The sequence below is a fragment of the Ruegeria sp. AL1 genome (assembly GCF_056540905.1).
The window spans coordinates 176,586-189,793 of record NZ_JBQFXP010000008.1 but is presented as its reverse complement, the minus strand read 5'-3'; the positions used below and the strand labels follow the sequence as shown (position 1 = coordinate 189,793).

The window sequence follows — 13,208 nt, the reverse complement described above, 5'->3', positions numbered from 1 at the left end:
CGGTTACAGCCCCGTTCTGTGTGCACGCGCGGTGAAGAAGATGCCCGAGGGGCTGTCGGCCTCGATCTCGCGCAGTTTTTCAAAGCTCTGCGTGTCGTAGACCATGACCTTGTTGGCATCGCGCACGCTGATCCAGACCTCATGGCCGCGTGGCGTGAACTCCATATGCAGCACGGCGGGGCCCGGTTTGAATTCGTGGATGATCTCTTTGCTGACGGAATCGATCACCTGAATCGTGTCGTTCAGCGGGTGGGCGAAATTCACCCAAACCTGCCGCCCGTCAGGCCGCGCCATGGCAAAGACCGGCTGGCCATGGGTCTGGGTACGCCCGGTTTCGGTCAGGGTGTCGGCGTCGATCCACAGAACCTCGTGATGGCCGACGGCGGGCAGGACGAACTCGCGCCCCGTCAGCGCCCAGCCCTCCAGATGAGGCATCTTGTAGACCGGCATTTCCTCTTGCCCACGCCCATAGTTTGGCAGCACGCGGATGGGTTCGGGCGTCTCGGCCCACAAGTCCAGCGCGGTCAGACCGTCCTCGCCAAAGAGGCCGGTGATATAAGTGCGGCCATTGGCGGTGATCAGCGCATCATAGGGGTTCTTGCCCATATCGGGGATCTTGGTGATCGCGGGGTCGCCTTTGGCGAAATCGGCAATCCAGGTTTCGCCCGTGTCCCACATGGTGAAGACGAACCGGAGACCGGGCGCATCGACCAGACCGATGGTTTTGCTGTCGGTGGGAATGTCGGCAACCATTTCCAGCGTGTCCGCGTCGAACACGCGCACGCCGCCGGGTTCATAGTTCGATACGGCGACCAGTTTTCCGTCATCCGAAATCGCGCCGCCAATGGCATTGCCTGCCTGAACGACGCGGTTCACGATCTGGCGGGTGACGATATCAACCTTGGTAAGCCCACCGTCACGGCCAAAGACATAGGCGAACCGTTCGTCGGGCGAATAGACCAATGAGGCATGGGACAAATCGCCCAGCCCTTCGATCCGGGCAAGTGCTGCGCGGTCTGATTGATCGACCAGCAGGACCGAGCCCTTGGCGCGTTCGATCACAAGGCCCAGGTCTCCGGTCGCTGTGGGCTCCGCCTGTGCGGTGGTCATCAGCAGCGTGGCGGCGAGGGTGAGGATAAGCTGTTTCATTGGGCCTCCTGTGCCAGCAGGTAACGGGCGATCCATTCGGCCTCTTCTTCGCTGATCAGGGGCCGCCATGGGGGCATCGCGGTGTCGGGGATGCCGTCGAGGATCACGCCGGTCAGAACCTCGGCGTCATAATGTTCAAGGGTTTGGGACCGCAGATCGGGGCCAAGGCCGCCCTTCAGCGACAGCCCATGACACGAGCCGCAATCCTGATGCACAAGCCGTTTTAGGGCGTTGGGGTCGAGCGTGTCGGCGGCGAAGGCTGTTGTAGCCACAAGCACGGCGGTCGTGAGCAGAACTGAGGGCAGCGACCGGCCGCGGGGGTGCGAGAAGCGCCCGCCCGGGGGGGCGGTCGGGCGCTGCCCGGCGGTGCCGCCGGGCACAGCATATCTACATCCAAGCTTAGCCATGAGCCTGCTCCAATAGCTCAGCCACAGGCTGTTCCGCATAAAGCGAAACCACCTTGCCGATGATGAACAGGGTAGGCGCTTTCAGGTCAGCCCCGCGCACATCCGCGGCCAGACGGTCCAGCCGCGAGACCAGACGGCGTTCATCTGGCGTGGTAGCCTTTCCGACGGCCAGAACCGGGGTCGAGCCAGGCAGGTTTTCGGTCATCAGCCCCATCGCGATCTGGCCGATATTGGCAACGCCCATATAGACGACCAGCGTCGAGTCGGGGTCGGCCAGGCGTTTCCAGTCCAGATCCAGCACCTTGTCGGCCTGCCGATGCCCGGTGACATATTGCACCGAGGTCGCCAACCCGCGATGGGTCAGCGGTACGCCGGTCGAGCAGGACGCGCCCTGCGCGGCCGTGATCCCCGGCGCGTATTCGACCGGGATACCGTTTGCCATCAGATACGCGGCCTCTTCCGAGCCACGGCCAAAGATCATCGGATCGCCGCCTTTCAGCCGCGCAACCGTGTGACCGGCGCTGGCCTCTTCAACCAAAATCTCGTTGATGCGATCTTGCGGCACCGTATGGCACTTGGGCGCCTTGCCCACCGGGATCAGCCGCGCGTCATCCGCGTGCAGGTTCAGAATGTCGGCCGAGACCAGACGGTCGTAAACCACCACATCCGCCTCTTGCAGCATCCGCAGGGCGCGCAGGGTCATCAGTTCGGGGTCGCCGGGGCCTGCGCCAATCAGAAAAACCTTACCGCTCATGTGTGAACTCGCTTGGTCTGAATGTTCCTTGAGCCCGAAGGTCCTGCGCGATCCGGTGACGTTGCTGGGTGAGCCGGGCGTGTCATGGGGTCAGACTGGCGCAATCCAAAACAAACCTCCTTGACTAAAGTTAAGGAGCGCGGGTTTTGCGCCCGCGCTCCTTTATCGTGCCTGTATGACTGCCCCAGGCTCAGGGTTCGACGGTGATCATTCCGATCATGTTCTGCGTCTCCCAATGCGGTCCGCACAGGTAGTCTTGCGGCCCGGGGGTGAGAAAGGTCAGATCAACCGATTCCTCAGGAAACAACCGGTCACTTTCGGGTTCGCTGCCATCTTTCAGCAGAACCGAATGGCTGGTGCGTTTATCGACGTTCACCCAGCGCACGGTGGTGCCTGCCTTGACTGTCAGTTCAACCGGGCAGAACAGGTACTTGTACATCAGCACCACCTCGGCATCTTCGACAGCAGACGAGGGCTGGCCGAACAGTTCGACATAACGCTCTTCGGCCTCGGCGCAGGTGGCGGCGATGTCGTCATCCGCTGCCAGCGCGGGGGAGGCCAGAAGCAGCAGGGCAGGAAGAAGGTTTTGGGGTTTCATCGACCTCTCCTTGGGTTGGGAAGGGGCCGGACTGTCCGGCCCCGATCCGTTACTGTTTGACCACGTTGATGAAGGCGCTGTCATCATCCAGCGCCAGGCTGGTATCCAGCGTCACATGGTGGAACCGTGCAGCGGCAAAGTCATCGTGGATGGCAAAGCCGACCGTATAGGTCTGACCGGGTTCCAGCGGCACATCACCTGCTGCGCCCGAGTTCAGCGGCCGGGTGAAGACCACCGTCCAGGTGCCGCCCTCCAGGCTGGCCGAGGCGGCGATTTCACCGTCATTGACCACGCGCTGTTCCAGCAGATAGCCGTTGGTGGCGCTGCCGTCGGCATAGACACGCATCAGGTCCAGATAGGTGCCGTCGGCCAGATACTGCTCGATCTGTTCGGCCGCGTGCAGCTTGTCCCAGCCGCCCATCGGTTTGCCACGGCGGCCTTTGGTGTCGACCTCGGTGCGGCTTTCGCTGATGTACTTGGTCACGGTGTCCTGCGTTGTCATGCGGCTGGTGAAATCACCGTTGGCGGCAATCGCCTCGGCGCCGGGATCAAAGGGCATGTAGGTGTTGTCGGCGTGGCACGAGGCCCAGCAGCCCACCTGATCACCCATTTCGATCCCCGTTCCGGTGATCATCATCGCCACCTTGATCTGGTTATCGGGGTCCATCTTGCCGCCATCGACGAATGGTGCCGGGTTGTGGCCCGCATCCGGCCATTGCAGTCGGATATACAGGTTCTCGTCATCATGGGCCGCTTGAACCGTCGCGTCGATCACGCCGCGCTTACCGGGGATCGGCGTTGGTTCCAACTCACCCCCTGCAACGATCTTGTTGCCGATCGTGTCCAGTTCCTTGGCGTGGCAGGTCGTGCATTGATCACCGCCTTTGGTCAGAGGACGCGCACCACCGTGGAACTTGCCGTTTTGTACCCATTCAAACGAGGCCTGACCGGGGTAGAACAGTTTCAGGTCGGTGCCTGCCACTGCAGCCCAGTCGATATTGGTCGCGACATCGCCGCCGGCTGAGGGCGTTGCGGCCTCTTGCCCTGCGGCCTTGGCACGTTCCTCGGCCACGGCGGCATCCACAGCGGCTGCGATCTGCGCCTGCACGGCTTCTTGCTGCGCTGCGCGGGCGGCTTTCTCAGCCTCGGCTTCAGCCGCTTCCTTGGCTTCGATCCGCTCAAGGCTGGCCAGATATTCGGCCGGGATTTCGCGGATAAAGTCGGGGTTCGGGGCTTCGAGCTGCTCCAGATACTCTTCCTCGGCCCGGTCGCGGGCATCCGAGTGGGCAATCCCCTTGTGGCAGTCGATACAGGTCTGACCCACGGTCATCGCGTTCAGGTGCTGCTGACGTGCACGGGGTTTCTGGAACTCGGGCATCATCGATTCGAAATCGTGACAGTTGCGGCATTCCCGCGAGTCGGTGGCCTTCATCCGCTCCCATTCATTCATCGCCAGATGCACGCGCTTGGCTTCGAACTTCTCGCGGGTGTTGATGGTGCCGACCATCTTGCCATACAGCTCTTTGCTGGCCTTGATCTTGCGGATGATCTTATGCGTCCAGTCCTTCGGCACGTGGCAATCGGAACAGACGGCACCGACGCCCGACCGGTTCACGTCATGGATCGTGCCGGTGTATTCTTCGTAGACGAAATCGCGCATCTCGTGGCACGAGACGCAGAATTCCTTGGTGTTGGTCGCTTCCATGGCGGTGTTGAACCCGCCCCAGAAGATGATGCCGGCAGCAAAGGCCGCGGCGATGCCGGCCACGGGCATTCCCCACAGGAAATACCGGCGCCAGATCGGTTTTTTCTTTTCCGGTTCCGAGGTCATATCCGGTCTCCGTTGGCTTTCTTCTCTGGCCTTCGGTGTCAGGCCTGTGGATTTGGCTGATGTGTCAAACGTGGAAAGGGCGGGCGAGGGGCCCGCCCTTTCCGGTGTCAGGTGCTGAACCCGTCAGGTGACGTGGTTCGAACGGTTGTAGACGTTGAACTTACCGGTCGGTGCGAACAGGCCCTTGATGCGCGCTTTCTCTTCCAGCGTCTCCGCATCGTAGATCACGATCTCACCGTTGGGCTCTTTCGAGTCCGCCAGGTTCCAGTTGGACACCCAGACCTCGGTTCCGTCTGCGTTGAACTCGAAGTGGACGGCGGCGTGGCCTTCCTGTTCGGTCAACTGGATCGTTTTCACGATCTCACCGGTTTCCTTGTCGATGACCTGCACCGATTGCTGAATCTCGGGCTCGGGGTGCTTGGTCTGGTCCGCCCACACATATTTCGAATTCGGGTGGGTACGGATGAACAGGCCGGGGCCGTCGGTTTCAACTTCGTAGCAGACCTTCCAGGCGTCGTCCGGACGGTTCTCGGGGTCGTTGCCCCAGACGGTCACGGTGCCCACGCCAAGGTGAGTCGTACCGGCCACAGGTCCGCAATTGGGATCGTTCCAGTTGGCGCCGGGGCCAGGGTGCGGCAGGGCAGCAACGTCGATCAGCGATTCCAGCTTGCGGGTCTTGGTGTCGACAACAACCATCTTGTTCGACGCGTTTGCGGCGATCTGGAAGTAGCGGCCTGTCGGGTCAAAGAACCCGTCATGCAGGAACTTGGCGGTGTCGATCTTGTCGATGCGCAGGTTGTCGATATCGGAATAGTCGACCTGCCACATCTGGCCCAGCTCTTTCACCGCAACCAGCCAGCTTGGCTCGTTCGGGGTGGTGTAGATCGCGGCCACGCGGCTTTCTTCGACATAGTCACCGTCGATATTCACACCACGGGTCGAGACAACCTTGAGCGGCTCCATCGTTACTGCATCGACGATCGCGAAGTGCGGCGGCCAGTAGCCCCCACCGATCACGTATTTGCCGTCGCCGGAAATGGCCACGTCACGCGCGTCATAGGCGATCTTGACTTCGGACACCAACATCTTGTCCGGCGTCTGCCAGAGGTCGATCTTGGTCATCTTGCCGTCGCGGCCCATCGTGTACCAGAAACGACCCGGATTTTCGGGTTCTTCCAGCTTGTGGTGTTCAGACGCCTTGATCACGTGCACCGCATAGCCGGTGGGGATGTGAACCAGCACCTCTTTGGTGTCACCGTCGATGATGGCAACTTTACCCACGTCACGTTCGATAACGACAAAGAAGTTTTCCCAGTTGCGGCCGTGCAGCGGCTCGGTCGGATAGTCGGCTTCTTCGACATAGACCTTGCGGGTCGCCTTCATCTGATCCAGCGACATTTCAGGCGGTTTCGGCGGCTCCATCATGATGTAGGTCGCCATGTCCCGGATCTGATCTTCGGTCATGATGTCCGAGAAGTTGTTCATCCCGCCTTCGGTACCCCAGGCGATGATCTTCTCAAGGCGCTCCTGACCCAGTTGCAGGGTCCCGCCTTCGGTCACCGTGCCATCGGCTGCGGTTTTCTTCCAGTGCGGCTCCAGCCCTTTGCCGGTAGCCCCTTTACGCAGGACGCCGTGGCAGCCCGCGCATTGTTCAAAGTATAGCTGCTTGGAGGATTCAAAGGCTTCATCGCTCAATGTTGGCTCTTGGGCCAGGACCGGTGCGGCCGCAGAACCCAGCAGCATCGCCAACCCAACACCAAGAGTGCGGCTGGCTTTCGTGTAGCTGATTCCAAGTGACATGATCACTCTCCGTTTGCTGGTGAGGCATGGACTAGGGTGAGACATCACGCGGATGTCATCCTTGACGAAAGTCAACGGAAGGTGTGCAAACTGCGCTGCGGGGTGAAAAATCTGCCCAATAAAATAAGGGTTTTTGACGTATGTTTTCGGCGTCTTGACCTTGGTTAAGTCTGCGCAGACCGATCCCCGCTAGGCTGCATGCCAAAGCCATCAAGGCCGAGGAGAGCGGGCATGTCGGCAATCATCGTACGGGTATTTGGCGAAGGGTTTCGGGTGTTTTTCTTGTCTGCCGGGCTATACGGCCTGTTCGTGGGCGGCGTCTGGGGTATCTGGCTGATGATGCAGACCGGAGCGGTGCCCTACAGCGATCCGTCCTACGCCATGACCCCGCCGATGTGGCACGCGCACGAGATGATCTTTGGCTATGCCACCGCCGCGCTGGGCGGGTTCTTTCTGACCGCCGTGCCGAACTGGACCGGAGCGAAAGAGGCGCAGGCGCAGTTCATCACGGTGGCCGCCGGTCTGTGGCTGCTGGGTCGTCTGGCGATGTGGTTCTCGGGCCTGTTGCCGCCGGTTCTGGTGGCGGTGCTTGATCTGGCCTTCGTGCCGATTCTTGCGGCGAAGATCGCGACTCAGCTGATCCGTCGGCCAAAACCGCAGAATATGGTGTTCCTGCTGCTGCTCAGCCTGATCTGGATTTCCAACCTTCTGACTCATCTGGAATGGATGGGCGTCACAGGCCATAGCCTTGATATCGGCCTGCGCGCAGGGTTGCTGACCTTATGTTCGATGATCGCAATTCTGGGCGGGCGGATCACCCCGGCCTTCACCCGCAACGCAATGAAACGCGACGGCGCGCCCGAGGCGGCGTGGCCCGTCTCGGTGGCGGCGCTGGACAAGGCCGGAATGATCATCGCCCTGCTGCTGCCGCTGAGCGCGTTGCTGCTGGGCCTCAGCCCGCTGACCGGAGCGGTCGCGCTGTTGCTTGGCGTCGTACAGATCCTGCGGATGGTACGCTGGCGGTCGGTCTGGGCGCTGCGCCAGCCGATCCTGATCGCGCTGCATGTCGGGCTTGGAATGCTGGCCTTGGGTCTGATGCTGTGGGGCCTGTCCCTGCTGGGCATCGGCAACGAAATCGCAGCGCTGCATGTACTGGGCATCGGCTGCGTCGGCGGTATGACCCTGGCGGTCATGAGCCGCGCCGCGCTGGGTCATAGTGGGCGGACGCTGGTTGCGCCGCCGCCGATGGCGGTGGCCTACGGGTTGATGGCGCTGGCGGCGATTCTCAGATGGGTGGGATCGGATCTGACCACTGGCTATCTGACCGTGATGCTGGTGGTGGACGGGCTGTGGATCGGGGCCTTTGCGCTCTATCTGATCGCCATGTGGTCGGCCCTGACCGGTCCACGCACAGCCTGAATATTCATATATTCCGTGGCCTTAACCATTCCCTCACGCAGTCTTGACTTTCGTTAAGGAAGCCCCGCGGCCCAACCGCCATTGTCACCATACGAACTAATCTGCGCAAAGGAGAGCGCAATGCGAGAAGTCATGACAAAGAGCATGGCTCGCAACATATTCTATGGCGGGTCACTGTTCTTCATCCTCATCTTTCTGGCCCTGTCGGCCCATTCGCACTTGTACATCGTGAATTCCGAGAATTCGGCAAAGCTCGATGAAAGTGTGGTTCGGGGCAAGCATGTCTGGGAAAAACACGCCTGCATCAACTGTCACTCGATCCTCGGCGAAGGGGCCTACTTTGCCCCCGAGGTCGGCAATGTGATGACCCGCTGGGGTGTCCTGGACGACCCGGAATCGGCCTTTGACTCGCTCAAGGGCTGGATGGAAGCACAACCGACCGGCATTCCCGGTCGTCGGCAGATGCCCAATTTCAACCTCAGCGACGACGAGCTGCGCGATCTGACAAACTTCCTGATCTGGACGGACAATATCGACGCGCAGGGCTGGCCGCCCAACGAGGCGGGCTGAGAAAGGGACAAGGACAATGAAATACGAATCCCAAAAAATCGCCTACGCCTACTTTGCCGTAGCCATGGGCCTGTTCGCGATACAGGTGATCGGCGGCCTGCTGGCCGGTCTGATCTATGTATCCCCCAATTTCCTGAGCGAGCTTCTGCCGTTCAACATCGTGCGGATGCTGCACACCAACTCTCTGATCGTCTGGCTGATCCTTGGCTTCTTCGGGGCGGCCTACTTTCTGATCCCGGAAGAAGCAGAACGCGAGATCCACTCGCCCAAGCTGGCCTATCTGCAGCTGATCATTCTTGTGGTCGGCACTTTGGGCGTGGTTGTGACCTATGTCTTCAACCTGTTTGAAGGCAACTGGCTGCTGGGCAAAGAGGGGCGCGAGTTCCTTGAACAGCCCAAATGGGTCAAGGCGGGCATCGTCGTGGCCGCGCTGATCTTCCTTTACAACGTGTCGATGACCGTGCTGAAGGGCAAGAAGACCGCCATCACCAACATCCTGTTGTTGGGTCTGTGGGGTCTGGCGCTGCTGTTCCTGTTTGCCTTCTACAACCCCGGCAACCTGTCCTTGGACAAGCAATACTGGTGGTACGTTGTCCACCTGTGGGTTGAAGGCGTGTGGGAGCTGATCATGGCCTCGATCCTGGCCTACCTGATGCTCAAGCTGACCGGTGTGGACCGCGAGATCGTCGAGAAATGGCTCTATGTCATTGTCGCTGCAGCACTGTTCTCGGGCATCCTTGGCACTGGCCACCACTATTACTGGATCGGTACGCCGGGCTATTGGCAGTGGATCGGGTCGATCTTCTCAAGCCTCGAAGTGATCCCGTTCTTTGCGATGATGGCCTTTGCCTTCGTCATGGTCTGGAAAGGCCGCCGGGACCACCCCAACAAAGCCGCTCTGCTGTGGTCGCTGGGCTGTGCCACATTGGCCTTCTTCGGTGCCGGTGTCTGGGGCTTCCTGCATACGCTGCACGGGGTGAACTACTATACCCACGGCACGCAGATCACTGCAGCCCACGGTCACCTGGCCTTCTACGGTGCCTATGTCTGCCTCAATCTGGCGATCTTCAGCTATGCAATGCCGATCCTCAAGAACCGCGATCCCTATAATCAGGTTCTGAACATGGGCTCATTCTGGCTGATGACCAGCGGCATGGTCTTCATGACCTTCGTGCTGACCTTCGCCGGTACCGTTCAGACGCACATGCAGCGTGTTGTAGGCGACTACTTCATGGATGTGCAGGATCAGGTCGCCATCTTCTACTGGATGCGCCTTGGCTCTGGCATCGTCGTGGTCCTTGGTGCGCTGCTGTTCATCTACTCGATCTGGGTTCCCCGGAAAGAGATCATTGAACCCGGCGCAGCCGAAACCCCTGCGGAGTGATGACTATGGACGGCTCCATGAAACTGACTGAGGGGGCGGCTGACGCCCCCTTCTACCTCGCCCAGGGCGATGAATGCGATGTCTTCTGCGCCGCTTACACCAACGACCTGCCGGTTCTGCTGAAAGGCCCGACAGGCTGCGGCAAAACCCGCTTTGTGGCCCACATGGCCGCCAAGCTTGGCCGCCCGCTCTATACCGTGGCCTGCCACGATGACCTTGCCGCTGCTGACCTGATCGGGCGCTATCTGCTGAAAGGTGGCGAAACCGTCTGGGTCGATGGCCCCCTGACCCGCGCGGTGCGCGAAGGCGCGATCTGCTACCTTGATGAGGTGGTCGAAGCCCGCAAGGACGTGACTGTCGTGCTGCACCCGCTGACCGACGACCGGCGCATCCTACCGATCGACCGCACCGGCGAGGAGCTTGAGGCCGCGCCCGGCTTCATGCTGGTTGCCTCGTATAACCCCGGATACCAGAATATCCTGAAAACCCTGAAACCCTCGACCCGGCAGCGGTTTATCTCGCTGGAATTCGACTTCCCCTCGCCCGAGATGGAGGCCGAGGTTGTCGCCCAGGAAAGCGGCCTGCCGTTGGAACGCTGCAAGCCGCTGATCCGGCTTGCGAACAAGTTGCGCGGGCTCAAGGGTCAGGACCTTGAGGAAGGCGTCTCAACCCGTCTGGTTGTCTATGCCGCGACGCTGATCGCGCAGGGCATGTCCACCGACCGCGCCATCCTCGCCGCTATGGTTGAACCTCTGACGGATGACGAGGACATCAAACGCGGGCTCCTCGATCTTGTCACGGCTGTCTTTGGGTGAGGCCGGCCGATGGTCAGGATCGATTTTGAGCCATGGGAACCCGAAGAAACGATCGGGAAACTGTGGCACACCCTTGCCAGCCGCCTCGATGCACCTTTGGTGCATGATGGAGCCGCGGTCGACCTCTCAGAGGTCGCGGGGCGGCTGGCCGTCCTCTTCCGAGGACTTGGGGGTAGCCCGGGCGTTGAATTGCGCCCGGTCTCACCCGAGATTTCACGCCACCGCCTGAGTTGGCGTCGCAAACTGGCAACCGAGGCCGAGTTGATGCCGCGCGCGTCCTTCGACGGCGAAGTTCTGCGCCTGCCCGACCGGCTTGCCGTATTCCCTGCGCGCGAGGCCAATGGCGCGCTTTATGTCTGGCTGGCCGCCGCTGCCGCCCATGCCGGAACACGAATTGACGAAGATGATCCGCTGCGCGCCGATCTGCGCGCGTTGATGGCAGCGCAGGACATGGTCGCAGCGACGCTGGACGACGCCCCCGGCTTGCGTCCGCTTTATGTCGAGCTTTGCAAAGGTGTCCTGCACCACCGCGACATTCCCGGCCTGCCGCCGGTTGAGGCTGCGGTTGAGGAACTGGTTCGCCATATGCTGGGCGACTCCGCGCCGCTGTCTGAGAAAGCTGAACAGCTACTGGCGCTGGACGATGACCTGACCGCCCCGCGTGGCTATCAGCCGATGCGCCCGGTGCCCCTGTGGCCCGAACTGCGCGCCGTTGGCTTTTCCGAACATAACGAAGTCGAGAACCCTGACACCGAAGGTGAGCCCGAAGAATCGGGTGAGAAAACCCACCGCGCCCGCCGCCGTAAATCGGATCAGGCGAACCGCAGCGACAGTTTCATCCTGCATAAGTTCGAAGCGATCCTCAGCTGGGCCGAGTTCCTGAATATCAACCGTCGCATCGACGACGACGATCCAGACAACGCCAAGAAGGCCGCCGATGATCAAGAAGAAATTGGGCTGGGCCAAATCTCAAAAGCCCCGCCCACCAAGCTGAAACTGCATCTGGACCTCGCACCCGAGGACGTGAATCGCGAGCGTCTGTCTGGCCGCATTCTCTATCCCGAATGGGATGTGCGCACAGGGCAATACCTGCCCGATCACGTCAATGTTCTGTTGTCCGACGCTGACATCCGCGAAGACGCTGCCGAGTTTGGCAAAGACCCCGCCACCGCCCGCCGCATCCGCGCCGTCAAACGCCAGTTCGAGGCGTTACGTCCGGGCCGCGTGATGACACGAGGCCATCTGGACGGTGACCAGCTGGACATAGAAGCCGCCGTGCGCGCCGAGACCGACCGCCACGCCAGCGGCGAAGGCAATGAACGCATCTGGATGCAATCCCGCCCCGAGGCGCGCGATCTGGCGGTCTCGATCCTGCTGGATGTCAGCCGCTCCACCGAAAGCGCTGTCACAGGCCGCGCCGTGATCGACATCGAACGCGAGGCGCTGGCCGCTTTGGCGTGGGGCCTGAACGCCTGCGGTGACGATTTCGCCATCCATGCTTTCAGTTCGCTGAAACGCCAGCGCGTCTATGTGCAGCGCTGCAAGCAGTTTGATGAGCCGATGGGGTCAACTGTCGAACAACGCATCGCATCCCTCCGTCCCGGCCACTACACAAGACTCGGCGCTGCGATCCGCCATTGCTCCGCCGATCTGGCAGAGCAATCCCGAAAACGTCGCCTGTTACTGGTCATCACTGATGGCAAGCCCAACGATCTCGATCACTATGAAGGTCGCCATGGCATCGAAGACACCTGCATGGCCGTCCGCGAGGCCCGCCGCGCCGGGCAATCGGTTTTTGGCGTCACCATCGACAAAACCGGCAAAAGCTGGTTCCCGCGTATGTTCGGGCAGGGCGGGTTCGCCGTCATCCCCGACCCGCACCGCCTGACCATGGCGCTGCCGCAAATATACCGCCAACTGGTCGGCGCATGACCGACAGCTCGCTGATCGATGAGCTTCCGGGCGAGTTGTTGATGTGGGTGCTGATCATCTCGGAATTGCTGGTCTTCGGCGCGGGCCTGATCGCGTTCATGGGCGTGCGACTGACCGACCCCGCAGGCTTCGCCGAGGCGCAATCGCATCTCTACCGCACCGGCGCGGCGCTCAATACTGCCGTCCTGATCACATCCGGCTACCTCGCCGCTCGGGCCCTGCATTTGCGGCAAACTGCCCGCCGTGCCGCTGCCCGTCTGGCGCTGATCGCGGCGGCTGCGCTGGGTGTTGTGTTCCTGATCATCAAAGGCGCGGAATATGCAGGCAAAGCCGCGCAAGGTATCACGTATGAGACCCACCCGTTTTTCCTGTTCTACTATCTGCTCACCGGCTTTCACGCCGCGCATGTACTGGCCGGCATCGCCATCCTGCTGCTGGTCGCATGGCGCGACGATCCCCGGAACATCGAGGCCGGCGCGCAGTTCTGGCACATGGTCGATCTGGTCTGGATCATGCTCTTTCCCGTGATCTACCTGCTGGGATAAACAC

The 13,208-nt window shown here is 61.1% G+C and carries 12 protein-coding genes; 6 read left to right on the top strand and 6 right to left on the bottom strand.

Annotated elements, in window-relative coordinates; translation table 11 throughout:
• Positions 1-3: 3 nt before the first annotated feature.
• From ACRZ9X_RS14400 to ACRZ9X_RS14375, 6 genes are all read right to left on the bottom strand, one after another.
• Complete coding sequence (locus ACRZ9X_RS14400; protein WP_480520004.1) at positions 4-1,149, bottom strand: cytochrome D1 domain-containing protein; 1,146 nt, start codon at positions 1,147-1,149, stop codon at positions 4-6.
• Positions 1,146-1,556, bottom strand: coding sequence for a c-type cytochrome (locus tag ACRZ9X_RS14395; protein ID WP_480520002.1), 411 nt, complete (start codon positions 1,554-1,556; stop codon positions 1,146-1,148). The genes ACRZ9X_RS14400 and ACRZ9X_RS14395 overlap by 4 nt, the downstream gene beginning before the upstream one ends.
• A complete protein-coding gene (cobA, locus tag ACRZ9X_RS14390) occupies positions 1,549-2,310 on the bottom strand; it encodes a uroporphyrinogen-III C-methyltransferase (protein ID WP_480520000.1) in 762 nt (253 codons plus the stop codon). The genes ACRZ9X_RS14395 and cobA overlap by 8 nt, the downstream gene beginning before the upstream one ends.
• 190 nt (positions 2,311-2,500) lie before the next feature.
• A complete protein-coding gene (locus tag ACRZ9X_RS14385) occupies positions 2,501-2,908 on the bottom strand; it encodes a plastocyanin/azurin family copper-binding protein (RefSeq protein WP_170714011.1) in 408 nt (135 codons plus the stop codon).
• Between the two features lie 49 nt (positions 2,909-2,957).
• Complete coding sequence (locus ACRZ9X_RS14380; RefSeq protein ID WP_480519997.1) at positions 2,958-4,739, bottom strand: NapC/NirT family cytochrome c; 1,782 nt, start codon at positions 4,737-4,739, stop codon at positions 2,958-2,960.
• 123 nt (positions 4,740-4,862) lie between these two features.
• Positions 4,863-6,539 (bottom strand): cytochrome D1 domain-containing protein, encoded by a 1,677-nt coding sequence (locus tag ACRZ9X_RS14375; protein ID WP_480519996.1) that lies wholly within the window; start codon positions 6,537-6,539, stop codon positions 4,863-4,865.
• 231 nt (positions 6,540-6,770) lie between these two features.
• On the opposite strand from ACRZ9X_RS14375, the gene ACRZ9X_RS14370 reads away from it, so the two are divergent.
• From ACRZ9X_RS14370 to ACRZ9X_RS14345, 6 genes are all read left to right on the top strand, one after another.
• Entirely contained in the window at positions 6,771-7,958 is a 1,188-nt protein-coding gene (locus ACRZ9X_RS14370) for an NnrS family protein (protein WP_480519994.1), read from the top strand.
• Positions 7,959-8,078: 120 nt separating this feature from the next.
• The gene (locus ACRZ9X_RS14365; RefSeq protein WP_480519992.1) at positions 8,079-8,528 is read left to right on the top strand and encodes a c-type cytochrome; all 450 of its coding nucleotides are present in this window, start codon (positions 8,079-8,081) and stop codon (positions 8,526-8,528) included.
• Between the two features lie 16 nt (positions 8,529-8,544).
• The gene (locus ACRZ9X_RS14360; protein ID WP_480519990.1) at positions 8,545-9,912 is read left to right on the top strand and encodes a cbb3-type cytochrome c oxidase subunit I; all 1,368 of its coding nucleotides are present in this window, start codon (positions 8,545-8,547) and stop codon (positions 9,910-9,912) included.
• A 5-nt stretch (positions 9,913-9,917) separates the two neighbouring features.
• The gene (locus tag ACRZ9X_RS14355; protein WP_480519988.1) at positions 9,918-10,727 is read left to right on the top strand and encodes an AAA family ATPase; all 810 of its coding nucleotides are present in this window, start codon (positions 9,918-9,920) and stop codon (positions 10,725-10,727) included.
• A 9-nt stretch (positions 10,728-10,736) separates the two neighbouring features.
• Positions 10,737-12,659, top strand: coding sequence for a nitric oxide reductase activation protein NorD (locus ACRZ9X_RS14350; RefSeq protein ID WP_480519987.1), 1,923 nt, complete (start codon positions 10,737-10,739; stop codon positions 12,657-12,659).
• Positions 12,656-13,204, top strand: a complete 549-nt coding sequence (locus tag ACRZ9X_RS14345; RefSeq protein ID WP_480519985.1) for a cytochrome c oxidase subunit 3 — start codon at positions 12,656-12,658, stop codon at positions 13,202-13,204. Before ACRZ9X_RS14350 ends, ACRZ9X_RS14345 begins: the two co-directional genes overlap by 4 nt.
• Positions 13,205-13,208: the final 4 nt, after the last annotated feature.

Coding starts and splice junctions, on each gene's coding strand:
- ACRZ9X_RS14400 (WP_480520004.1), bottom strand. CDS start 1,149: ATGAAACAGCTTATCCTCACCCTCGCCGCCACGCTGCTGATGACCACC.
- ACRZ9X_RS14395 (WP_480520002.1), bottom strand. CDS start 1,556: ATGGCTAAGCTTGGATGTAGATATGCTGTGCCCGGCGGCACCGCCGGG.
- cobA (WP_480520000.1), bottom strand. CDS start 2,310: ATGAGCGGTAAGGTTTTTCTGATTGGCGCAGGCCCCGGCGACCCCGAA.
- ACRZ9X_RS14385 (WP_170714011.1), bottom strand. CDS start 2,908: ATGAAACCCCAAAACCTTCTTCCTGCCCTGCTGCTTCTGGCCTCCCCC.
- ACRZ9X_RS14380 (WP_480519997.1), bottom strand. CDS start 4,739: ATGACCTCGGAACCGGAAAAGAAAAAACCGATCTGGCGCCGGTATTTC.
- ACRZ9X_RS14375 (WP_480519996.1), bottom strand. CDS start 6,539: ATGTCACTTGGAATCAGCTACACGAAAGCCAGCCGCACTCTTGGTGTT.
- ACRZ9X_RS14370 (WP_480519994.1), top strand. CDS start 6,771: ATGTCGGCAATCATCGTACGGGTATTTGGCGAAGGGTTTCGGGTGTTT.
- ACRZ9X_RS14365 (WP_480519992.1), top strand. CDS start 8,079: ATGCGAGAAGTCATGACAAAGAGCATGGCTCGCAACATATTCTATGGC.
- ACRZ9X_RS14360 (WP_480519990.1), top strand. CDS start 8,545: ATGAAATACGAATCCCAAAAAATCGCCTACGCCTACTTTGCCGTAGCC.
- ACRZ9X_RS14355 (WP_480519988.1), top strand. CDS start 9,918: ATGGACGGCTCCATGAAACTGACTGAGGGGGCGGCTGACGCCCCCTTC.
- ACRZ9X_RS14350 (WP_480519987.1), top strand. CDS start 10,737: ATGGTCAGGATCGATTTTGAGCCATGGGAACCCGAAGAAACGATCGGG.
- ACRZ9X_RS14345 (WP_480519985.1), top strand. CDS start 12,656: ATGACCGACAGCTCGCTGATCGATGAGCTTCCGGGCGAGTTGTTGATG.